This is a genomic window from Leisingera sp. ANG-S5, from assembly GCF_000813925.1.
Classification (GTDB): domain Bacteria; phylum Pseudomonadota; class Alphaproteobacteria; order Rhodobacterales; family Rhodobacteraceae; genus Leisingera.
In genome coordinates, this window is the sequence record NZ_JWLH01000010.1 from 284,949 (window position 1) to 306,568 (window position 21,620).

At 61.5% G+C, this 21,620-nt stretch carries 19 protein-coding genes; 7 read left to right on the plus strand and 12 right to left on the minus strand.

Going from position 1 to position 21,620, the window contains the following annotated elements; translation table 11 throughout:
• Positions 1–48: 48 nt before the first annotated feature.
• Complete coding sequence (gene nth / locus RA25_RS15970; RefSeq protein ID WP_039173722.1) at positions 49–693, minus strand: endonuclease III; 645 nt, start codon at positions 691–693, stop codon at positions 49–51.
• Positions 694–850: 157 nt separating this feature from the next.
• Here nth and RA25_RS15975 point away from each other — a divergent pair, with 157 nt between their 5' ends.
• The 4 genes from RA25_RS15975 to RA25_RS15990 all read left to right on the plus strand — a co-directional run bounded on the left by RA25_RS15975 (position 851) and on the right by RA25_RS15990 (position 4,195).
• A complete protein-coding gene (locus RA25_RS15975; protein ID WP_039173723.1) occupies positions 851–1,720 on the plus strand; it encodes a methylated-DNA--[protein]-cysteine S-methyltransferase in 870 nt (289 codons plus the stop codon).
• Between the two features lie 270 nt (positions 1,721–1,990).
• The gene (locus RA25_RS15980; RefSeq protein ID WP_019297268.1) at positions 1,991–2,680 is read left to right on the plus strand and encodes a helix-turn-helix transcriptional regulator; all 690 of its coding nucleotides are present in this window, start codon (positions 1,991–1,993) and stop codon (positions 2,678–2,680) included.
• A gap of 138 nt (positions 2,681–2,818) precedes the next feature.
• Positions 2,819–3,478 (plus strand): OmpA family protein, encoded by a 660-nt coding sequence (locus tag RA25_RS15985; RefSeq protein ID WP_019297267.1) that lies wholly within the window; start codon positions 2,819–2,821, stop codon positions 3,476–3,478.
• Positions 3,479–3,652: 174 nt separating this feature from the next.
• A complete protein-coding gene (locus RA25_RS15990) occupies positions 3,653–4,195 on the plus strand; it encodes an NADPH-dependent FMN reductase (RefSeq protein WP_039173725.1) in 543 nt (180 codons plus the stop codon).
• A 146-nt stretch (positions 4,196–4,341) separates the two neighbouring features.
• Here RA25_RS15990 and RA25_RS15995 read toward each other — a convergent pair whose 3' ends face one another.
• Positions 4,342–5,382: an NAD(P)/FAD-dependent oxidoreductase gene (locus RA25_RS15995; protein WP_039173727.1), complete on the minus strand. Its 1,041-nt coding sequence runs from the start codon at positions 5,380–5,382 to the stop codon at positions 4,342–4,344.
• Positions 5,383–5,440: 58 nt separating this feature from the next.
• Here RA25_RS15995 and mnmD point away from each other — a divergent pair, with 58 nt between their 5' ends.
• Positions 5,441–6,109 (plus strand): tRNA (5-methylaminomethyl-2-thiouridine)(34)-methyltransferase MnmD, encoded by a 669-nt coding sequence (gene mnmD, locus RA25_RS16000; RefSeq protein ID WP_039149552.1) that lies wholly within the window; start codon positions 5,441–5,443, stop codon positions 6,107–6,109.
• Positions 6,106–7,014, plus strand: coding sequence for a DMT family transporter (locus RA25_RS16005; protein WP_039173729.1), 909 nt, complete (start codon positions 6,106–6,108; stop codon positions 7,012–7,014). Before mnmD ends, RA25_RS16005 begins: the two co-directional genes overlap by 4 nt.
• Here RA25_RS16005 and RA25_RS16010 read toward each other — a convergent pair.
• On the minus strand, positions 6,988–8,946 hold the full coding sequence (locus tag RA25_RS16010) for a lytic transglycosylase domain-containing protein (RefSeq protein WP_039173731.1): 1,959 nt from the start codon (positions 8,944–8,946) through the stop codon (positions 6,988–6,990). The genes RA25_RS16005 and RA25_RS16010 overlap by 27 nt on opposite strands.
• A gap of 139 nt (positions 8,947–9,085) precedes the next feature.
• Between RA25_RS16010 and dapA the strand changes: the two genes are divergently transcribed.
• Positions 9,086–9,958: a 4-hydroxy-tetrahydrodipicolinate synthase gene (gene dapA / locus RA25_RS16015; protein WP_039173733.1), complete on the plus strand. Its 873-nt coding sequence runs from the start codon at positions 9,086–9,088 to the stop codon at positions 9,956–9,958.
• Positions 9,959–10,080: 122 nt separating this feature from the next.
• Here dapA and RA25_RS16020 read toward each other — a convergent pair whose 3' ends face one another.
• From RA25_RS16020 to pdxR, 9 genes are all read right to left on the minus strand, one after another.
• Positions 10,081–10,962 (minus strand): sigma-70 family RNA polymerase sigma factor, encoded by an 882-nt coding sequence (locus tag RA25_RS16020; protein WP_039173735.1) that lies wholly within the window; start codon positions 10,960–10,962, stop codon positions 10,081–10,083.
• Entirely contained in the window at positions 10,959–11,420 is a 462-nt protein-coding gene (locus RA25_RS16025; protein WP_019297259.1) for a carboxymuconolactone decarboxylase family protein, read from the minus strand. The genes RA25_RS16020 and RA25_RS16025 overlap by 4 nt, the downstream gene beginning before the upstream one ends.
• A gap of 117 nt (positions 11,421–11,537) precedes the next feature.
• Positions 11,538–12,425: a dimethyl sulfoxide reductase anchor subunit family protein gene (locus RA25_RS16030; protein WP_039173737.1), complete on the minus strand. Its 888-nt coding sequence runs from the start codon at positions 12,423–12,425 to the stop codon at positions 11,538–11,540.
• Positions 12,425–13,189, minus strand: coding sequence for a 4Fe-4S dicluster domain-containing protein (locus RA25_RS16035; protein WP_039149537.1), 765 nt, complete (start codon positions 13,187–13,189; stop codon positions 12,425–12,427). The genes RA25_RS16030 and RA25_RS16035 overlap by 1 nt, the downstream gene beginning before the upstream one ends.
• Entirely contained in the window at positions 13,186–16,008 is a 2,823-nt protein-coding gene (locus tag RA25_RS16040) for a molybdopterin oxidoreductase family protein (RefSeq protein ID WP_039173739.1), read from the minus strand. The genes RA25_RS16035 and RA25_RS16040 overlap by 4 nt, the downstream gene beginning before the upstream one ends.
• A 96-nt stretch (positions 16,009–16,104) precedes the next feature.
• A complete protein-coding gene (gene pta, locus RA25_RS16045) occupies positions 16,105–17,133 on the minus strand; it encodes a phosphate acetyltransferase (RefSeq protein ID WP_039173741.1) in 1,029 nt (342 codons plus the stop codon).
• A 43-nt stretch (positions 17,134–17,176) separates the two neighbouring features.
• Positions 17,177–17,923, minus strand: coding sequence for a sulfite exporter TauE/SafE family protein (locus tag RA25_RS16050; RefSeq protein WP_039149530.1), 747 nt, complete (start codon positions 17,921–17,923; stop codon positions 17,177–17,179).
• Between the two features lie 4 nt (positions 17,924–17,927).
• Positions 17,928–19,700, minus strand: coding sequence for a sulfoacetaldehyde acetyltransferase (gene xsc, locus RA25_RS16055; protein ID WP_019297253.1), 1,773 nt, complete (start codon positions 19,698–19,700; stop codon positions 17,928–17,930).
• Positions 19,701–19,966: 266 nt separating this feature from the next.
• Positions 19,967–21,427 (minus strand): MocR-like pyridoxine biosynthesis transcription factor PdxR, encoded by a 1,461-nt coding sequence (pdxR, locus tag RA25_RS16060; RefSeq protein ID WP_019297252.1) that lies wholly within the window; start codon positions 21,425–21,427, stop codon positions 19,967–19,969.
• Between the last annotated feature and the right edge of the window lie 193 nt (positions 21,428–21,620).

Sequence of the window (21,620 nt, forward strand, 5' to 3'; positions counted from 1 at the left end):
GGAATTCCAAAGCGGTGTCATTTCAGGCGACTATGCCGCTCAAAAAGTTTACAGGTTCTTGTCTTCAAACATGCAGAGATCGCGGATGATGCAGGTTCCGCACATCGGTTTTCGCGCCTTGCAGTGATAGCGGCCGTGCAGGATCAGCCAGTGATGGGCATGCTGCTGGAAATCCGCGGGGATGTTATCCTCCACCGCGCGTTCCACGGCATCCACATCCTTGCCCGGCGCAATGCCTGAGCGGTTGCCGACTCGGAAGATGTGGGTGTCCACCGCCTGCGCAGGCTGTTTCCACCACATGTTCAATACAACATTGGCCGTTTTACGCCCCACGCCGGGCAAGGATTGCAACGCAGCGCGGGAATTCGGGACTTCGCCGCCGTAGTCCTCGACCAGGATCCTGGACAGCTTGATCACATTCTTGGCCTTGTTGCGGTAGAGGCCAATTGTTTTGATATACTCGATCAGGCGTTCCTCGCCCAGATCCAGCATCTTTTGCGGGGTGTCGGCAATCTTGAACAGCTCACGGGTCGCCTTGTTGACCCCTGCATCGGTTGCCTGTGCCGACAGTGCAACCGCAACGACCAGCGTGTAGGCGTTGACGTGTTCCAGTTCACCCTTGGGTTCGGGCTCGGCTGCCTGAAAGCGCGTGAAGATCTCGCGCAGCGTATGATAATCGAGTTGCTTTGCCATCGCGCGCCATATGTACAGAGCGGGTGTCAAAGAGCAATTGAAATTGCGCCTTTCCTGCTGCGGGCTCCTGCCTAGTAGGAAAACCCGCAAGTTCCGGGTCGATTGCAGTGTTGGGCCGGAGTATGTTGAATACACAACCACGAAACAGGCTGGACCGATGAATATCGAAGCGCGGGAAAACTCCTATCACTATGGTGTCATGCGCCGGGCGATTGAGCTGATCGACGATGGCGGCGAGGATCTGACACTGGAGCAGCTGGCGGTTCGCATGGATATGAGCCCCACGCATTTTCAGCGGGTGTTTTCGGCCTGGGTGGGTGTTTCCCCAAAGCGTTATCAGCAATACTTGCGGCTGGGCCATGCCAAAGCACTACTGCGGGACCGGTTCACCACGCTGGAGGCGTCACATGCAGTAGGGCTGTCTGGCTCCGGGCGCTTGCATGATCTGTTTCTGCGCTGGGAGGCGATGAGCCCTGGCGAATATGCCCGCAAGGGGGACGGCCTGCAGATTTTCTGGGGCTGGTTTGACAGCCCCTTTGGGCTTGCTCTGGTGATGGGTACGGAAAAGGGTATTTGCGGACTGGCATTTGCTGCCGAGACTGGCGCCGAACCTGCCATGGCCGATATGCGCGCCCGCTGGCCGCAGGCAGAGTTCATCGAGGACCCCGCGGCCCTGCGGCCCCTGGCAGAGGCAGCCTTTGCCCAAAAGGGGGAAACTGCGCTGCACATGATCGGTGCACCTTTGCAGATCAAGGTATGGGAGGCGCTGCTGCGTATCCCGTCAGGCCATGTTACCACTTATTCAGAACTGGCCCATGCCATCGGCGCCCCCAAGGCCGTGCGCGCAGTTGGCACAGCAGTCGGACGCAACCCTGTCAGCTGGCTGATCCCCTGTCACCGCGCCTTGCGGAAATCCGGCGCACTGGGCGGCTATCACTGGGGGCTTCCGGTCAAACGCGCGATGCTCGCCTTTGAGGCTGCGCGGGATGAGGAGGCTGCGGCAGGTGATATGTGCGCTGCCGGCTGAATAGGCGCTGCAGCAGGCTAGGTGCTGCGGGCTTAAAGGCCTGTCGGGCTTCGTGGTGCTTTCGCGCTTCCTCACGCTCAATCTCATGCGGAGAAAAAGCACGTTGCCTGCTGTCCCAGCGGTCTAGACCCAGGGTAATCATCACAATCCAATCGTAGCTCAGCATAGGGTTCCTCCTTTTCCGGTGGCCAGAAAATCAGACCCCTGCTGACATGCTGTTGTCAGTGGTGTGTGTTAGTGTGTCAGCAGAATGTCACTGGAGCCCCGCCAATGCCCCGCACCGGCCGTTTGTTCGAGATCATCCAAATCCTGCGTTCCGCCTCAGCACCGGTGCGGGCAGAGGATCTTGCGGCACAGCTGGAAGTGTCCAAACGCACCATCTACCGGGACATCGTTGCCCTCCAGGCAATGCGCACTCCGGTGGAGGGGGAAGCAGGGATCGGCTACATGCTGCGCAAGGGCTATGATCTGCCGCCGCTCAATTTCGATGAGGAGGAGCTGGAGGCGCTGCATGTGGGATTGGCGATGCTGATGCGCACGGGCGATGGAGCCTTGCAGAAAGCAGCGGAGCGGGTGAGCCACAAGATCAAGGATGTGCATGCGACCGCCGACTGGCTGCAGGTTGCCCCTTGGGGTGCACCGCTGGATGACCCGCAGCAGGGTTGCGTCTCCAAGGCCCTGCTGCGCCAGGCAGTGCGGGAAAGCCGCAAACTGCATCTGACGTATCTTAGCCCTGAAAGGGGTGAAAGCCGCCGCACCTTGCGGCCGCTTGCCCTGATTTATCACATCGAGTGCACCATGCTGGCTGCCTGGTGCGAGCTGCGTGGCGGTTTCAGGCATTTCCGTACTGACCGGATGCTGGCCGCGGAATTGCGGGAAGTGGATTTCGCCGCCGAGGCTGCTGCCTTGCGTAAACTGTGGATGGAACAGGAGGGCTGGAACTTTGCTTTTGCGCCCTGAAAATGCATGTGGTTTTCGTTTTTTGCGCGGTAATCCGCCTAAATGAAAACGCTTTGCCTTGAGAACGTGGCGCGACATCCCGATATTCGAGCAGACTGCCGGGCGCTGCCCGGAGCTTAGAAAGCAGAAGGCAATTTTATGATGCAGATGAAACTCACCACGGCTGGTATTGTCGCCGCAACCCTGACACTTGGCGCTTGTACCGATCCCGCAACTGTCGGCACTCCGGGCAGCAACACTCAAAAGGGTGCGGTTCTTGGCGGTATCATCGGCGCTGGCGTTGGTGCGATTGCCAATGATTCCGATCGCGGCCTAGGTGCGGTGACCGGTGCGCTGGTTGGTGCGACCGCCGGCAGCGTGATTGGCAATCAGCTCGATGCGCAGGAGCGCGAGCTGCGCCAGAACCTGTCGAACGATGATATCACCATCGTCAATACTGGCGATCGGCTGATCTTGTCATTCCCGAACGATCTGACATTTGCCACTGACAGTGCCGCGGTTTCGCCGGCCGTGCAGGGCGATTTGCGCCGCGTGGCGAACAGCCTCGTGCGATACCCCAACAGCACCATCCAGGTTATCGGCCATACCGACAGCGATGGTGATGCAGGTTACAACCAGGGCCTTTCTGAGCGCCGGGCAAATGCAGTCGCCAGTGAAATTGCAGCTGGCGGTGTGCCTTATCACCGCATGCGCATCATCGGCCGCGGCGAGGAACAGCCGGTGGCCTCGAACCTGACACCGGAAGGCAAGGCCCGCAACCGCCGCGTCGAGGTGGTGGTGATCCCGCAAGCCGCCTGACCTGGCCCTTGCGGCACGAATTGCAGCCCGTCCCGCAAGGGATGGGCTGTTTTCGTTCCGGTGTAGCGGCTTTACGCAACGCTGCACATTGCTTGCGCGGGTATGGCTGTTTCATGCTGGAGGCGGCCTCTTACATGATGGGGCAACACGAGACGCTAACAGAAGGAACTCCCCATGGCTGACCCTGTCCTGCTGACCATTTCCGGCTCGCTGCGCCGAGAGGCCACCAATCGCAGGCTACTGGCTGAAGCGGCGCGGGTGTTCGGCCCGGCCATTGTCGTGGAAGCCGATCTGAACTTGCCGCTCTATGATGGCGATGCGGAAGCGGCAGAGGGGATCCCGCCTGCGGTGCAGGCTCTTGCGGATCAAATTGCGGCTGCGGATGTGGTGGCGATCTCTACGCCGGAATACAACAAGGGGCCGTCGGGAGTACTGAAGAATGCGCTCGATTGGGTCAGCCGCACCGAGGGCAGCCCCTGGGCGGACAAACCTGTGGCAGTGATGTCGGCGGCGGCAGGCCGGGCCGGGGGCGAGCGGGCGCAGATGATCCTGCGCGGTTTTCTGGTGCCGTTTCAGCCGAGGCTGATTACCGGACCAGAGGTGCACCTAGCGGCGTCTGGAAAGCAATTCGACGAACAGGGGCGGCTGACAAGTGAGCAGTATGAAGCCACACTAACCAAGCTTATGCAGAAGCTGCGGGCCGAGGCGTCTCGTTGAAAGTGAAGGGGGCAGGCAGGTTGCGTGCTCCCGCGATTGAAGCTTCCCTTGGGGCCGATTGGCGGCTTGGATGCGGCGCCGCCAGCGCGGCGCCGGGAGCCCGCTGAAAACCTTTCAAGGAACCGGTTTACTCGTCAAAACGGGTGTTAGAGGTTGTTTTCCACCCGGAAGCCCTCTGGGATGCTGTCTTTTTCCTCCAGTAGTAAGTCCGCCATCACATGGGCGGCCTTGGGAGCCATACCAAAACCGATCTTGAAACCTCCATTGGCGATGTAATGGCCGTTCCGCCCAGGCCAGGCTCCGAGCATCGGGGCACGTGACTTGGCACGGGGGCGGACACCTGCCCAGCGTTCGATCACCTCAGCCCCGTGCAGCACCGGCACCGCTGCGCGGGCGCGCTCAATCACGTCGTCCAGTTGAGCGTCGGTAGCTTTTCCGTCGTCAAATTCCCGCTCGCTGGTGGAGCCGATCGCCAGGGTGCCGTCTGCATGCGGGATGATGTGCAGGCTGTCCGCATAAAGCTGCGGCACCTCGCCCTCGTGAAAGCGCAGCAGTGCTGCTTGGCCCTTGACGCCGCCGCCGACAGTTTTGCCGAAGTTTTCGTTCAGCTCCAAGAGGCCCGCGTAGCCCTTGGCATGTACCACCTTGCCCTGATCTGCTGCTTCCTCCTGCACTTCAACTCCCATCACTGCGAGCGCAGAAACCAGCGAAGCGCAGGCGCGGCGAGGGTGCATGCGGGCGCTGAGGGTGTCATGGATGACATAGCCTGTAGTGCTGGGTGGCACCCAGGGGCCGAGGCTGCCAGCCTTGCAGACTGTCCATTCGGCCTCATCTTTCCATAGGTCGCGGGCAGATATTTCGCGGTTGCGGGCTAGCTCTAGTGAGCGTTCGTCGTTGATGGGTTGCAAGCGCCCGGTGCGGCCATAGCCCGGAGAAACACCGCCGGTGGCCTCAACTTCCTGCCAGAAGCCTTCTGCCATCAGCAGGCTTTCTAGCTGGAATTGTTTCTTGGGATTCCAGTTCTCCGGCACATGCGGAGCCAGGGCGCCGACCAGGCCGCCGCTGGAGCCGGCACCTGCGCCGAATGGGTCCACCACCTGCACATGCGCGCCGCGGCGGGCGCAGAGCCAGGCGATCGACAGGCCGAAAATACCCGCCCCTCGCACCGTTACATCTGCCATTGCCATTTTGGTATCCTTTCGCCAGTGTCGCGCCGTTCCAAACACTCACTTAGGGGATTATAACATGGCAGACCAGCAGGCCCGCCTCAGCTGGCGCGATGGCACTGTTCCAGTGTCGGATCAGTTTGATGATCCCTATTTTTCGATCCAGGACGGGCTGGCGGAGACGGAGCATGTGTTCCTGGCCGGTAACGATTTGCCATCGCGGTTTGCGCTGGGCTTTCATATCGCCGAGCTCGGCTTCGGCACCGGCCTCAACATGCTGGCGGCCTGGCGTGCCTGGGAAGCGGCAGGGCAGGAAGAGCCATTGCGCTTTACCAGTTTCGAAGCCTTTCCGATGGTGCCCGCCGACATGGCCAAGGCACTGGAGGCGTTTCCTGCGGTCGCCCCCTGGGCGCAGCGGTTTCTGGCCAAGTGGCAGGGCACCGGGGCTTGTGATCTGGGCAGTCTGCAACTGGAGGTGATCCAGGGTGACGCGCGGATGTCGCTGCCGGAGTGGACAGGGCAGGCGGATGCCTGGTTTCTGGACGGGTTTTCTCCGGCCAAGAATCCCGAACTGTGGGAAGAGTCGCTGATGGCGGAGGTTGCGGCGCATACCGCGCCCGGCGGCTCGGCGGCGACCTACACGGCGGCAGGTTTTGTCCGCCGCGGGCTGGAAGCGGCAGGATTTGAAGTGACCCGCATCCCCGGCTACGGGCGCAAGCGGCATATGACAAAGGCGGTACTGCGATGAGCATGGTTCCACAGCCCAAAAGCCTGCCTCAGCCTCGGGTGCAACAGAACAACGTGCCGCTGGGTATTCTGCTGATGATCGGCGCCACCATCGTCTTTGCCCTGCAGGACGGTATCTCGCGCCACCTGGCGGGCACCTACAACACCTACATGGTCGTAATGGTCCGCTACTGGTTCTTTGCCGCATTTGTCGTGTTCCTTGCGGCACGGGCCAAAGGCGGGATCAAGGAGGCAGCCCGTACGGATCAGCCGTGGCTGCAAATCTTCCGCGGCGTCTTGCTGGTCGGGGAAATCTGCGTGGCGGTCTATGGCTTTACCGTGCTCGGCCTGATCGAGAGCCAGGCAGTGTTCATCTGCTATCCGCTGCTGGTGGCAGCGCTGAGCGGCCCGGTTCTAGGCGAGAGCGTCGGCTGGCGGCGCTGGGCGGCGATCGGCGTCGGCCTGATCGGGGTGCTGGTTATCCTGCAGCCGGGCATGGGCGTGTTCAACCCGGCCGCGGTGATACCGTTCATCTCGGCGCTGATGTTTGCCGTTTACGGGCTGGTGACGCGCTACGCCGCGCGCAAGGACAGCACCGCCACCAGTTTCTTCTGGACCGGGGTTGCCGGCATGGTCTTCATGACCGCAATCGGCATCTGGTTCTGGGAGCCGATGAGCCAGGGCGACTGGTTCTGGATGGCGCTGCTGTGCGTTTCGGGCGTGACCGGCCACTGGCTGCTGATCAAGTGTTATGAAATGGCCGAGGCCAGCGCAGTGCAGCCATTTGCCTATTTTCACCTGATCTGGGCGGCGATGCTGGGCATGGCGGTGTTCGGTGAAGTGATCCGAACGAACGTCGCCATCGGTGCGGGCATCATCATCGCGGCAGGCCTGTTCACCCTATGGCGCGAACGCGTGAAGGGTTGAGCCCTTCAGCTCCTTTGAAAACGGCACCGGCAGCGGCTTCTTGCCCAGCCGCGCGCGGTAGACAGGCAGGCTTTCGGTCACACGCATCACGTAGTTCCGGGTCTCGTTGAAGGGGATGTGTTCGATCCAGTCAACGATATCGGGGTCACCGTCCCGGGGATCGCCATAGCGTTCCATCCAGGCAATGGGGCGGTGCGGGCCGGCATTGTAGCCGGCCGCCATCATCACCACGTTGCCGCGGAACTTGCCGGCTAGGCCTGCCAGGTAATTGGCCCCCAGCCTGGCGTTGTAGTCCCACTCCGCGGTCAGGCGGGAGGTCTTGTGGTTTGCCAGGATGCCCAGCTCGGTCGCCACCAGCTTGGCCGTTGCCGGCATTACCTGCATCAGTCCGCGCGCACCGGCATGGCTGATGACCGCCGGGTCGAATTCGCTTTCCCGCCGCGCAATAGCCAAGGTCATTTCTTCGGCCATGGGAAGCTGCCGCTCGGCAACGGGGTGCAGCGGGTAGTAGGCGCCCTCCAGCTCCACTCCGCCACGGGCTGCGCGTTTGGAGATCATCACCGCCAGATGCGGCTGGTCCATGTCCACTGCCATCTGTCCCAGCTGGCGCGCCTGTACCGGTGGCAGGGTTTCGACCAGATGAGTAAGAAAGCGCTCGGCCAGCGCCAGATCGCCAGCTTTCAGCAGTTGCAACCCGGCCTCTGCCACCGAGGACTGCATGAATGCCGCCTCGCGCCAGTCCGGCATGGGGGCGGGTGTCACCAGGGCAGGATCAAAGGGGCGTCCCAGTTTTTCGGCGGCCAGCAGTCCGTAGAAAGACGTCTGGTATTCCGCACCCCTCGCATAAGCCTCGTGTGCCTTGTCGGCCTCTCCCATTGCCGCATAGGCCCGGCCCAGCCAATAGCCGCCGCGGCCGATCGAGATTGGGGTCTCGACGGAGGAAAGAAAACGCTGGAAGTGCACCGCAGCCAGTTCCGGGTCGTGCAGTTTCTGTAATGCGATGTAACCTGCCAGCCATTCACAGTCGGAATAGCCGTAACCGTCATCGGGCGTGGAGAAATGATAGGCCGCCAACTGATAGGCGCGCTCATGTTCGCCGTCGCGCATCACCTGGCGGGCCAGATCGCGGCGGCGGCGCAGCCATTTTTCCGGCTCCCCCAGGTTTTCGGCACTGGTACTGCGATCTAACAGCATTTCTATCGCGCTCTCCTGCAGCCGCTTGCGGTCGCGCCAAGAAAAACGGTCATAAGCAAGTCCAGCTGAACCCATCAGGCTGGCGGGAATGGCTTCGATTTTTGCATCCACGCCGGCGGCACGCTCCTGTAAGGCAATGCGGGCTTCGGCCAGTTTGCGCTCACCCTCGGGCACCAGCGGCAGCATCCGCTTGGAACTGACCAGATGATCCTCCCACAAGAGCCGGTCCAGCCGGGCGGCATGGTGCGGCTTCAGCAACTTGCTGAAGTCCCGCAGATAGAGATCCTGAATAGCGCTGCCCATTGCCATGGTGCGCCAAGCCAGCACAATTTCCGCCTCACCGTCGCCGTGGCGGCCGTCTGTTATAAGGGCCTTACCCAAGCTCAGCGCACCTTCGGCGGTTTGCGGACGCTGCTTGGCATAGAAGGCCAAAATAGTTTCACGCCCGGTGGCGGCAATGGCGTCCTCGTTCTGGCGGCGTAGGTAGTCCAGTCCAGGCCAGTCCGGGCGCCGCTGAAGAAACGCCATCACATCGCTGACGGAACCCAGCCCAGCCCGAAGCCGGTGCCATTCAATGATATCGTGTGCCACGCTTTTCGGCTTGCCTGCCTCGCGGGCTGCGCCTGCCCACTTCTCCGACCGCATCAGGTCCAGCGCCTTGCCCAGGTCGCGCGCCTGGGCAGATGCCCCAGGCAGGGCAGCCGCAATCAGCAGAATAAGGGCCAGGATGCGTGTCATCTCTTGCATTTTCCAACGGTCCGGGGATAGAGGCTTGAACGTTACTCATTGGCGTGCCGGTATCAACTCAAATCACCGGCATTCCGTATCTTGACGGCGGCGGATTGCCGCCTGCACTTGCAGCGAAGGGAGCGTGCCCATGTTCAAAGGCTCTATGCCAGCACTCGTTACCCCGTTTTCGAACGGCGAGCTGGATCTGGATGCGCTCAAACGTCTGGTGGAATGGCAGATTGCCGAAGGCTCTACCGGACTGGTGCCTGTCGGCACCACTGGTGAAAGCCCGACCCTGACTCATGACGAGCATGAGATGGTCATCGCAGAAACGGTCAAGGCAGCAGCCGGCCGGGTGCCGGTAATCGCGGGTGCAGGCTCAAACAACACTGTCGAGATGATTCGCTTTGTCGAGTTCGCCAAGAAGGTCGGTGCCGATGCGGCGCTGGTTGTGACCCCTTATTACAACAAGCCGACCCAGCGCGGCATGGTGCAGCACTTCCAGGCCGCCCATGACTGCGCCGAGCTGCCGATCATCATTTACAACATTCCCGGCCGTTCGGTTGTCGACATGACACCTGCGACCATGGGCGAGCTGGCCAAGCTGCCGCGCATCATCGGGGTGAAGGACGCCACTGGCGACTTGGCCCGAGTCAGCCAGCAGCGCGCTGCCTGTGGTAAGGACTTCGTGCAGCTGTCCGGTGAAGACGCCACTGCGCTGGGCTTCAACGCGCATGGCGGCATTGGCTGTATCTCGGTGACCGCAAATGTTGCGCCGAAACTTTGTGCTGAGTTCCAGGCCGCCACGCTGGCAGGCGACTATGCCACGGCGCTGGAGTATCAGGACAAGCTGATGCCGCTGCATGAAGCGATCTTCATCGAGCCAGGCCTTGCAGGGGCGAAATACGGTCTGTCCAAGCTTGGCATGTGCAGCGAAGAGGTGCGTTCGCCGCTGACCACGCTGGAAGACAGCACCAAAGCAGCGATTGATGCAGCCATGCTGCACGCTGGCTTGCTGTAACTCCTCTCCAAAGATCGAACCCGTCAGGGCGGCCTCCACTGGAGTGCCGCCCTTTTTGCTTCTTTCTGGTTTGAAACACTCCGGGTTGAATTGCTCTACTAGGACAAGAGGGGTTGCCCCCTTTAGTCCAGAGCACCAGCCAGATGCCGGGTTTTATCCGGATTGCGGGTCACATAGATCTTTGTGATCCTGCCATTTGTGATTTCCAAAGACGTCGCCTGCAGGATACCTTCCTCCGCTTGGTTCAGCACTGCCGGGAGGCCGTTAAGGCGGCAAAAACGCCAGCGTTTCGGAAGCGTGTTGGCAAACTTGCGTGCGATACCTTCCATGAGCCGCAGCACTTTGTCCCGGCCGTAAATCGGATTGAGGGCGGCCATCGCCTTGCCGCCGCCGTCAGAGATCAGCTGCACATCCTGCGCCAGAAGCTGGGTTAGCGTTGCTGTGTCACCGGTTCTGGACGCGCGAAAGAAGGCCTCGGTCAATTCCCGCCCCTGATCCGGGTCCGCGGGGCGCTCTGGCCGCAGCTTCTGCACTTTGCGCCGTGCCCGCGCAGCGAGCTGCCGGCAAGCGTCAGGGGTGCGGTTGAGGGCGGTGGCAATGTCACCGTATGAGCTGTCAAAGATGTCATGCAACAGGAAGGCAGCGCGTTCCAGCGGTGAAAGGGTTTCCAGTGCCAGCAGAAGGGCAATCGAGACGTCATGATCCAACTGATCAGCCACGTCCTCGGTCAGCAGAGGCTCCGGCAGCCATTCGCCGGGATACGTCTCGCGCCGCACCCGGGCCGATTTCAGCTGGTCCAGGCACAGCCGGGTGGTGATCCGCATCAGGTAGCCTGTAGGGTCCTGCACGTCCTTCCGGGGTGCTGTCTGCCAGCGCAGGAACGCATCCTGCAGGATGTCTTCGGCGTCGCTGACCGTGCCCAGCATCCGGTAGGCGGCCGCAAACAATCGCGGCCGCGCTGTCAGGAACGCGTCGGTTCCTTCGTCCCTTTCCTGAGCTGTCACGCGGCGTTGGCCTCCTCAGCGGCAGGATGCGGGGTGCGGAAGCCGATTGCAATGCGGTTCCATGCGTTGATGGCGCTGATCAACAGTGTCAGCACCACTTGCTCACGTGGAGAGAACAGCCTGGTTGCTTCCTCGTAATCCGCATCCGGGGCACCGGTTGTTTCCACCCGCGTCAGCGCTTCGCACCAGGCCAGCGCGGCACGTTCCCTCTTCGAGTAGAGAGAGGATTCCCGCCATGCATTCAGCAGTTGCATCCGGTCCTCGCTTTCACCATGTGCGCGCAGGTCGTGGCTGTGCATGTGGATGCAGAAGGCGCAGCCGTTGATCTGCGAGGCCCGCAGTTTCACCAGTTCCACCAGGCTGTGCTCCAGCGTGCTGTCCTTGAACAGCTTCTCCTGCTCCAGCATCGGCTGGAACAGTTCGGGAGCAATGGCGAAGTAGTCTAGGCGTTGGGTCATAGTTCTGTTCCTTTCTAATCGCTTCAGGAACAGGACGAGGCAGCCAGGGCGTTTGTGACACCTACGGTAAAAAATACTTCAAAAAATTGAGGCGCCCCTTCGGCGCCCCGGTAGATATCAGCGTTTGCCGTAGTAGAGGCCAACCACATGTTCGGCCTGGGCAAAGAAAAGCCAGCGTGAGGTGGCGACGCCTGCGAGATGTGACAGCACCGCGAGGGCGGCAAACACATGCTTGATCACGATGCCCTGAACCGGGGTCAAGATCAGCAGCAGCGGCAGGGCAAAGCCGAGGATAAAGGCAATCATCCGCAGCTTCTGCGCGTGCTTGCGGCCGACCACATGCACAAACTCGCGCAAGAGATAGTTGGAGCCGGTGTGCGGCGGTTCAAAGGCGCGGACCGCGCCGCGGTCGCCAAGGCCGGTGGCGGTGCCCAGACTGGTGCCAGAGTTTTCAAGCGCCTTATCGCCCTTGGTCCAATAGGCCAGCTGCACCGCGCCTGCGATGGCCAGCAGCCAGGGCGCCACCGACTCCGCTCCGGCCAGCAGCGCGCCGCCTGCCAGGCTGAAAGACAGAAACATTGCAGGCGTCAATTCCATGTTCCAGCGCGGGATGGTTTTCAATTGGGTGTAGATCATTGAGGTGGTGAAGACGGTGGCCAGGCTCAATGCCGCACCGATCAAGCCCAGCAGAGTCCACTGGCTGTCCATGAAGACTGCGCCAAGCGCATAAAGACCCATGACGATCAGAGCTCCGACCGCGCAGACGCCTTCACGGCTGAGCCAGCTGGTTTTCCACTGGGTGAGGGCGCGCCAGGCGCGCTCCGGGTGGCCCAGGTGGAAGGTCGAGGCCAACAGGCCGCCGCAGGCCAGGCCAAAGGCAATGGCATAGAACACGAAGGCTACTGTGCCGGTCACAGCTGGCTGACCGAGCCCGAGGAAGAACAGCAGGCCAAAACCCAGACCCGACAGGGTGGTAAAGATGATGACTGAGGGTGCAGGATGCATCAGTTCGCTCCTCCCGGAAGTTTGTCGAGGGCCTTGTCCAGCCAGCCCATGAAGCCCTGCGGCTCCTCAGCAACCGGCGCAAGCAGCGGGGCGAGAATGTCGATCTGCTCCTCTATCTGGTCCTTGGGGCGGGGCGGCAGGTATTTATTTACCGGTTTGGTGCCCATTTCTGGCATCAGGTCCATGCCGCCGCGCTCTGCCACCAGTTTAGAGACATCACTGTCCGGGTCGCCTAGATCGCCGAAATGCCGCGCGCCTGCGGGGCAGGTGCGCACGCAGGAGGGGATGCGGTCCACCTCCGGCAGGTTCTCGTTATAGATCCTGTCAACGCAGAGTGTGCATTTCTTCATCACGCCCTCGGCCAAGTCCAGTTCCCGCGCGCCATACGGGCAGGACCAAGCGCAAAGGCCGCAGCCGATGCAGTGGTCCTCGTTCACCAGCACGATGCCGTCCTCGGCGCGCTTGTAGCTGGCGCCGGTGGGGCAGACGGTGACGCAAGGCGCGTCCTCGCAGTGCAGGCAGGACTTGGGGAAATGAATCAGCTGCGCATGGCCGTCCGCGGGCTGCACCTCATAGGAGTGAACCCGGTTCAGGAAGGTGCCTGAAGGATCGCCGCCATAGGGATTCTGATCACTGAGCGGCGCGCCGTAGTTTTCCGTGTTCCAGCCTTTGCAGGAGATCACGCAGGCATGGCAGCCGACGCAGGTGTCCAGGTCGATGACCAGGCCCATCTTGCGTTCTGTGGAGTTGGGGAGCTCGGTCATTTGCCTACTTTCCACTTCAGTTCTTTCGGGCCGGTGCCGACCGGGGACTCTTGCGCCGGGAAGGCCGGCTGGCTTTCCTGCAGGTCAGAAGGCGTCGCGGCCTTTTCGATTTTGACTTTGAGGTCGAACCAGGCCGCCTGGCCGGTGATCGGGTCTGAGTTCGCCCACCGCATGCCGTCGCCCTTGGCGGGCAGCAATTCGTGGATCAGGTGATTGAGCAGGAAGCCCTTGGTGGCCTCCGGCGCATCCTGTTCCAGTGCCCATGCGCCTTTGCGCTTGCCGATGGCGTTCCAGGTCCAGACGGTGTTGTCATTGAGTGCCGCCATCTCCATCACCGGCACGGTGATTTCCCCGTGCGGCGAGGTGACCTTGGCCCAGTCGCCGTCCTGCAGCCCATGCTCGCGCATCAGCTTGGTTGGGACATATAGCGGATTGCGTCCATGCAGCTGCCGCAGCCAGGCGTTTTGGGTGCCCCAGGAGTGGTACATCGCCATCGGGCGCTGGGTTAGCGCGTTGACTGTAAAACCCTCGTTGCCTTGCTGGTCGGTCTCGTACCAGATTGGCAGTGGGTCCATGACGTCCTTCACCCGCTGGCGCAGATGCTCGGGGGGCTGGCGTTCGCCGTGGCCCTCTGCAGCCAGCTGGAACTTGCGCATCGGCTCCACATAAAGCTGGAACAGATAGGGCTGCGGGCTGTCATAGATGCCCATGCCCACCGCCCAGTCCTGATAGGCGGTGTTCCAAGGTTTGTAGTAGTCCGCGCCGTCCGGGATGTGGGCGACGTAGAAACCGCCGTTTTCGATGTATTTGTCCAGCTGCTCAGGGTTCACTGCGCCGCGGCCTTCCTTGTCGCCGTTTTCACCGCGGAAGCCTGCCAGCGGGCCGATACCCGGCTTGCGCTCGTGGTTGACGATGTAGTCGGCGTAATCCTTCCACTTGGGCGTCCGGTCCTCGTTGGTGAAGTTCGGCAGCTTCATCCGGTTGGCGAGCTGGATCAGCACCGTCTGGAAGCCGCGGACATTCCGGTCCGGCTCAATCACCGGCCAGCGGATGGCATCTGCCGCTGCATCCGCTTCGCAGATCGGGCGGTCCAGCAGCGAAATGCAGTCGTGGCGCTCCAGATAGGTGGTGTCGGGCAGGATCAGATCGGCAAAGGCCACCATCTCCGACGAATAGGCATCCGAGTAGATGATATGCGGGATCTTGTAATCACCGTTTTCATCCTTGTCGGTCAGCATCTCCATTACACCCTTGGTGTTCATGGAGGAGTTCCACGACATGTTGGCCATGTACATGAACAGCGTGTCGATTTTGTAGGGATCGCCCGCATGCGCGTTGGAGATCACCATGTGCATGAGGCCATGGGCCGACATTGGGTTTTCCCAGGTGAAGGCCTTGTCGATGCGTGCGGGGCTGCCGTCTTCCTTCAATGCCAGGTGCTCCGGGCCGCGGACAAAGCCCAGGTGCGGGCCGTCCAGAGGGGTGTCGGGCGTAGATTTGCAGTGCGGTGTCGGGTGCGCCTCAACCGGCTTGGGGTAGGGCGGTTTGAAGCGGAAGCCGCCGGGAACCTCGACGGTGCCCAAGAGGATCTGCAGCACATGCAGCGCGCGGCAGGTCTGGAAGCCGTTCGCGTGTGCCGAAACCCCGCGCATCGAGTGCATGGAGACCGGGCGGCCCGTCATCTTGGAGTGTTTCTCACCGCGGAAATCGGTCCATTCAACATCCAGCTCAAACGCCTCGTCAAAGGCGACGCGGGCCAGTTCACCGGCAATGGCGCGGATGCGTTTCGCCGGGATGCCGCATTTGTCTGCCACCGCTTCAGGGGCGTATTCATCCGCCAGGTAGCGCTCGGCCATCAGGTGGAACACCGGGCGATGGATGGCGCCGTCTTTTTCGTAGACCGCCGACAGGTCCGGGCGCACGCCGGGCTGGTCAAACGGGGTCAGCTGGCCGGTATTGCGGTCGATGACCAGCATCTTGCCATCATCGTCGCGCAGGAACAGGCCCTTGTCCGGCCCCTCTGACGCGTTGATCAGCACGGGCGCGTTAGTAAAGCGGCTGAGATAGTCGAGGTCGATCTTGCCGGCCTTCATCAGCACGTGGATCATCGACAGGATAAACAGGCCGTCAGTGCCGGGAGTTATGCCGACCCAGTCATCCGCCACCGCGTTATAGCCGGAGCGGATCGGATTGACGCCGATCACCCGCGCACCGCGCTTCTTGATCTTGCCGATGCCCATCTTGATCGGGTTGGAGTCGTGGTCCTCTGCCACGCCGAACAGCATGAACAGCTTGGTGTGTTCCCAGTCGGGCTGGCCGAATTCCCAAAACGCCCCGCCCATGGTGTAGATGCCAGCGGTCGCCATATTGACCGAGCAGAAGCCGCCATGCGCGGCATAGTTCGGCGTGCCATAGCTTTGCGCCCAGAAACTGGTGAAGCTTTGCGACTGGTCGCGCCCGGTGAAAAACGCCAGCTGTTCCGGTGCCTCATGGCGGATCGGTTCCAGCCAGCCCACGGCAATGGCCAGAGCCTCGTCCCAGGTGATTTCCTTGAATTGCCCCGACCCCCGCGGCCCGGTTCGCATCATTGGCGCCCTCAGCCGAGAGGGGGCGTTGACCTGCATGATGCCTGCAGACCCTTTGGCGCACAAAACACCCTTGTTGACCGGGTGGTCGCGGTTGCCCTCGATGTAGGCGGCCTTGCCGTCCTTCATATGCACATTAATGCCGCAGCGGCAGGCGCACATGTAGCAGGTGGTCTTCCGGATCTCATCCGAAACCTTAGGCGAGGTGTTCAGGATTGGCTGCTGATGAGTCATGGGCGGGTCCTGTTGGGTGTTTCGGGCGACCGTATGACGGAAAGCCTCAATATGGGAATAGTGTTCTGCAACGGTTTAGTCTTTTGGAACATTTGTTCAAATTTCCGGGCGCTTGGCGCCCGTAGCCTGCAGGATGGTGACGGCGATGATCTGGGTGACATCCTCGGCACTGCAGCCGCGCGACAGGTCGTTGGCGGGTTTGGCCAGTCCCTGCAGAACCGGGCCGATGGCGGAGTAGCCGCCTAGCCGTTGGGTGATTTTGTAACCGATGTTACCGGCATCCAAGTTGGGAAAGATCATCACGTTGGCCTGGCCTGCGACGCCGGAGCCGGGTGCCTTGCGTTCACCCACCGACGGTACGAAGGCGGCATCGAATTGCAGTTCGCCATCGGCTGGCAGGTCCGGGTGTGTGTCCTGGAACAGCGCCAGGGCTTCAGTCACCTTGTCCACTGCCGGGTGCTTGGCGCTGCCCTTGGTGGAGAAGCTGAGAAAGGCCAGCTTAGGATCCACCCGCATAAGTGTGCTGGCTGACTGTGCTGAGGCAGCGGCGATCGACATCATTTCATTGGGACTTGGGTCAATCACCAGTCCGCAGTCGGAATAGAGCATCGCGCGGGCATCCTCTGGCGCGCTTGCAGGCGGGTACATCAGGAAAAAGGAAGAGACCATGCCTGCATCCGGCGCCATACCGATTACTTGGATCGCGCTGCGCACCACGTCGCCGGTTGTATGCACGGCACCGCCGACGGTGCCGGTAGCATGACCCAAGCGTACCAGCATGGCGGCATAGACCAGCGGGGTTTCAGCTGCAGCTCGGGCTTTTGCCTCATCCACGCCCTTGTGTTTGCGCAGATCATAGTACTCTGCCGCAAAGCTTGCAGTCAGATCCGAGGCGGCCGGGTCGTGGATCGCGACGCCTTCGCTGGCTTCGGCGCCCTCGGCTTGCAGCGCGGCTTCGACTTCAGCTTGCGGGCCGACCAGGATCACATCGGCGATGCCGGCCTGATGCGCGGCCAGAGCGCCTGCAACCACACGGGGGTCAGTGCCCTCGCTCAGCGCAACAACGGGACGGGTCGCCGGGGCTTCGGCCTTCAGCAGTTCGAGCGGGGACAAGGTTTGGGTCACGAGGGTCAGGTCCTGTAACAACGGTTTCGGGGCAGGGCGGGTATCAGAACGCCAGCCGCGCGATATTGATCAGCGAAAGCGCGGTCAGCATCAGAACCACCGCGCGGCGGAACAGCCTTTGCGAGACCGCCTTGAAACTATGGGACCCGGCCCAGATGCCGAGGCCCAGAATGGGAAAGGCCAGCAGGATGCCCGTCAGGGTTTCCGGTCCGACCAGTCCGTTTGCGGCCATAACCGGAAGCGCCATCAGGTCAATGCCGGTCAGGAACACGATCATCGTGGCCCGGAACACCGCAGGCGGAACCGGCTGCGCGGTTAGAAAGGCCGCCACGGGCAGGCCACCGACGCCGGCACTGTTGGCAATGCCTGCAATGGCACCTACGCCTACATTGCCGTTGCGCCCCACGGGGCGCTCCAGTTGCCAGCCGCTCAGCAGAACCAGGCTGAGGACCAGGATCAGGCTCGAGATTGCCAGCCGGGCTTCCTGCTCCCCCAGCCGCGCCATGATAGCGATGGCGGGCACGGTGGCGATGGCGGCGCCTGCCAGCAGGGCAATGGCCCGGTGCCAGTCGATATGCGGGCGGATGTCCCGTGCCTGAAAGGCGGTCATGGCAATTTCGCAGGAAAACACCACCGGGATCAGCGGCAGCGGGTTGGTTGTCAAGGCTGCCAAAATGATGAAAATCGCGGAAAATCCGAAACCTGAGAAGCCCCGGATAACGGCCGCCGCGAATAACGCGGCGGCCAAAAATGCCCCTTGGCCGGTGGACAGGTCAAAGGGCAAATCCATGGTCTTAGACTTTCTGCGGACGCATGTCGTCCTTGCTGATGCCTGCAACCTGAACCGGTTTCTTCATCGCGTCGCGGCGGAAGGGCTCGCCCAGTTCCTGGTTGATCATCGCTTCAATCAGGGTGGTGATACCCTTTTTCTGGTCTTCGCAGGCCTGGCGCAGGGCGTCGGTCAACTCTTCTTGAGTGCGGGCAACAACACCTTTCAGGCCGCAAGCATTGGCGATACCGGCATAAGACACCTGGGTGTCCAGCTCGGTGCCGACAAAGTTGTCGTCGAACCACAGGGTGGAGTTACGCTTTTCAGCACCCCACTGGTAGTTGCGGAAGACAACCTGGGTCACGGCGGGCCATTCTTCGCGGCCGATTGCGGTCAGTTCGGTCACTGCGATACCGAAGGCACCGTCGCCGGAGAAGCCGACAACCGGAACGTCTGGGCAGCCGATTTTCGCACCGACAACCGCCGGCAGGCCATAGCCGCAGGGGCCGAACAGGCCGGGGGCCAGGTATTTGCGGCCTTCTTCAAACGACGGGTAGGCGTTGCCGATGGCGCAGTTGTTGCCGATGTCGGAGGAGATGATCGCATCCTTCGGCAGCCCGGCCTGGATCGCACGCCATGCACGGCGCGGCGACAGCCAGTCAGGCTTGGCAGCGCGGGCACGCTCGTTCCAGGTGGTGCCGGGATCGTCCTGCTCGCTGTCCATCGAGGACAGTTCCTGCGCCCAGGAGGATTTGGTGTGTGCGATCAGCGCCTTGCGCTCGTCGCGGCCCTCGTCGCCTGCGGTGCCGGACAGTTTGCCCAGGATGGTGTCTGCAACCTGCTTGGCGTCGCCGACGATGCCGACGGTGACTTTCTTGGTCAGGCCGATGCGGTCCGGGTTGATGTCAACCTGGATGATCTTCGCGTCGGTCGGCCAGTAGTCGATGCCGTAGCCGGGCAGGGTCGAGAACGGGTTCAGGCGGGTGCCCAGGGCCAGAACGACGTCGGCTTTGGAGATCAGTTCCATGCCGGCCTTGGAGCCGTTGTAGCCCAGCGGGCCAGCGAACAGCGGGTGCGAGCCGGGGAAGGCGTCGTTGTGCTGGTAGCCAACGCAGACCGGGGCGTCCAGGCGCTCGGCCAGGGCCATCGAGGAGGGGATCGCGCCGCCGATAACAACGCCGGCACCGTTCAGGATGACCGGGAACTTTGCGTTCGAAAGCAGCTCGGCTGCCTCATTGACCGCATCGGTGCCGCCTGCGGGGCGTTCAAAATCAACAACCGCCGGCAGCTCGATGTCGACGACTTGGGTGAAGTAGTCGCGCGGCACGTTGATCTGGGCCGGAGCAGAGTTGCGCTTGGCTTGCATGATCACGCGGTTCAGGACCTCTGCCATGCGGGACGGGTCGCGCACTTCTTCCTGGTAGCAGACGCAGTCGGCGAACATGCGCATCTGTTCCATTTCCTGGAAGCCGCCCTGACCCATGGTCTTGTTTGCGGCTTGCGGGGTAACCAGCAGCAGCGGGGTATGGTTCCAGTAAGCGGTTTTGACAGCGGTGACGAAGTTGGTGATGCCGGGGCCGTTTTGCGCGATCATCATCGACATCTTGCCGGTGGCGCGGGTATAACCGTCTGCCATCATGCCGCCGGATCCCTCGTGGGCGCAATCCCAGAAGGTGATGCCCGCCGGCTCGAAGATGTCGGAGATCGGCATCATGGCCGAGCCGATAATACCAAAGGCATGCTCGATGCCGTGCATCTGAAGCACTTTGACGAAGGCTTCTTCGGTGGTCATTTTCATGGGTTTTGCTCCTGAGTGAGACGCATATTCCGCCCGGGCCAGACTGCCGGGAATTGACTCTGGTTTAGGGGGCAGTGGTGTGTCCGGTTAGGGCCAGTTGATCCACTGGAATAGGTCCAAATATGGACTCATGAAAATAGCCGGACGGTTTTTTCACATAAGGTTCAGCCGGTCACGCCTGCTGGAGCTCAAAAATATCAGGTATCGACAGATGATACTTCTGGTATCATTTTTTTACCTTGGGTGCGCGAGGGGAGGGAACCCGCTCAGCGCTGTTTCAGCGCTTGGGCCAGCAATGCCAGACCTGGTTCAATTCTGGTTGCAGGAATCGAGGAATAGCCAAGCCGGTAAAAATTCTGCTTGCGGTGCTCCGCAGAAAAGAAGGGGGCCCCGGGTTCGATGATCACACTTTTCGCGCGCAGCCGCTCTGCCACTGCAGTGGCGTCAACATCCTCGGGTGCCTGCATCCACAAAGCCGAACCGCCAAAGCTGCCGACGCCGGCAATGGTCAATCCATGCTTGCGGATCGCATCCTCTATAACGGCGCGCCGGTCGTGCAAAACCTTGGCTATGCGCCGGATCTGCGCGTCGTAATGGCCGAGAGAGAGGAAATATGCGACGGTACGCTGGACGTGTCCGGGCGGATGCCGGAGCACGCTGGCCCGCAAGGCGCGGGCCTGGCGGATAAAAGGCTCCGAGCCGACCAGATAGCCAAGCCGCAGACCCGGAAAAAGCGACTTGGAGAAACTGCCCGCATAAATCACCCGGCCTTCGGTATCGAGAGACTTAAGTGATGGAGAGGGTGCACCAAGGAAGGACATCTCAAACTCGTAATCGTCCTCGACGATAACGGCATCAATTTCACTGGCGCGCTGAAGCAGTTCTTTGCGCCGTTCCATCGGCATCGTAAAGGTGGTCGGGCTCTGGTGGCTGGGCGTGCAGAAGATAACGTTTGTATCGTCGGGAATGCTTCCGGGAGGGAGGCCGCGCTCATCCACTGGAATACAATCGACCTGGCATCGGGTCTGTACTACCTGGTCGCGCAGAGTGTAGTAGGCCGGGTCTTCCACCGCCGCCCTTCGGCCGCGGTTCAGCAACAATTGGCAGGTGATCCAAAGTGCATTTTGGGCGCCGAGCGTGATCAGGATCTCTTCTGGACGTGCCGTGATCCCGCGCCGTGGCAGGGTGTGCCGGGCGATATATTCGATCAGCAGCGGGTCGTCCTGGTCAAAATAGTCATTGGCCAGTGCAGAGAAGTCTTTTTGTCCCAATGCGCGCAGGGCGCAAAGCCGCCAGTTGGCGTGGTCAAAAAGCGAGGCGTCTGCCTGGCCATAGATGAAGGGATAACGGTATTCGCGCCAGTCCTGCGGTTTGCGCGGGGTGTCGCCGCCGGTGAAGCTGCGTGCCATCACCTTGCCCCAGTCAAGCGTATCGCCAGTTTTCTGCTGCGGCGTATAGGAGGGCGGCACCGGTGCATTGTCAGAGACAAAATACCCGGACCGCCCGCGTGAGGTGAGGTAGTCATTGGCCAGCAATTCAGTGTAGGCCAGCGTGACAGTGATCCGGCTGATGCCCAGGTGTGCTGCCAGCTTGCGCGAGGACGGCAGTTTCTCCCCAACCCGGAAGCGGCCGGACAGAATGCCTTCGGCAATCATTTCCTGGATCTGGGCCTGCAAGGTTCCCTGGGCGTCCGGGTTCAGAAAGAAGGTGTCAACTGAGATGGCCATGCAGGCCACCTTAGGGTGGACCTAAACGGGGCGCAATCTGGACTTAGGGCCAGTTTGGAGGAATCTGCAGCTTGCTCTGGCTGGCGTGCGGTGCCAGCGTGCCGCCATGTTTAAATTCCTTGGCCATCTGGCAATCGTTGTTCTTTTGACACTTCTCACTCAGCTCGGGGGGATTGCCTGGCTTGGGGCACTC

Coding starts and splice junctions, on each gene's coding strand:
- nth (WP_039173722.1), bottom strand. CDS start 693: ATGGCAAAGCAACTCGATTATCATACGCTGCGCGAGATCTTCACGCGC.
- RA25_RS15975 (WP_039173723.1), top strand. CDS start 851: ATGAATATCGAAGCGCGGGAAAACTCCTATCACTATGGTGTCATGCGC.
- RA25_RS15980 (WP_019297268.1), top strand. CDS start 1,991: ATGCCCCGCACCGGCCGTTTGTTCGAGATCATCCAAATCCTGCGTTCC.
- RA25_RS15985 (WP_019297267.1), top strand. CDS start 2,819: ATGATGCAGATGAAACTCACCACGGCTGGTATTGTCGCCGCAACCCTG.
- RA25_RS15990 (WP_039173725.1), top strand. CDS start 3,653: ATGGCTGACCCTGTCCTGCTGACCATTTCCGGCTCGCTGCGCCGAGAG.
- RA25_RS15995 (WP_039173727.1), bottom strand. CDS start 5,382: ATGGCAATGGCAGATGTAACGGTGCGAGGGGCGGGTATTTTCGGCCTG.
- mnmD (WP_039149552.1), top strand. CDS start 5,441: ATGGCAGACCAGCAGGCCCGCCTCAGCTGGCGCGATGGCACTGTTCCA.
- RA25_RS16005 (WP_039173729.1), top strand. CDS start 6,106: ATGAGCATGGTTCCACAGCCCAAAAGCCTGCCTCAGCCTCGGGTGCAA.
- RA25_RS16010 (WP_039173731.1), bottom strand. CDS start 8,946: ATGACACGCATCCTGGCCCTTATTCTGCTGATTGCGGCTGCCCTGCCT.
- dapA (WP_039173733.1), top strand. CDS start 9,086: ATGTTCAAAGGCTCTATGCCAGCACTCGTTACCCCGTTTTCGAACGGC.
- RA25_RS16025 (WP_019297259.1), bottom strand. CDS start 11,420: ATGACCCAACGCCTAGACTACTTCGCCATTGCTCCCGAACTGTTCCAG.
- RA25_RS16030 (WP_039173737.1), bottom strand. CDS start 12,425: ATGCATCCTGCACCCTCAGTCATCATCTTTACCACCCTGTCGGGTCTG.
- RA25_RS16035 (WP_039149537.1), bottom strand. CDS start 13,189: ATGACCGAGCTCCCCAACTCCACAGAACGCAAGATGGGCCTGGTCATC.
- RA25_RS16040 (WP_039173739.1), bottom strand. CDS start 16,008: ATGACTCATCAGCAGCCAATCCTGAACACCTCGCCTAAGGTTTCGGAT.
- RA25_RS16050 (WP_039149530.1), bottom strand. CDS start 17,923: ATGGATTTGCCCTTTGACCTGTCCACCGGCCAAGGGGCATTTTTGGCC.
- xsc (WP_019297253.1), bottom strand. CDS start 19,700: ATGAAAATGACCACCGAAGAAGCCTTCGTCAAAGTGCTTCAGATGCAC.
- pdxR (WP_019297252.1), bottom strand. CDS start 21,427: ATGGCCATCTCAGTTGACACCTTCTTTCTGAACCCGGACGCCCAGGGA.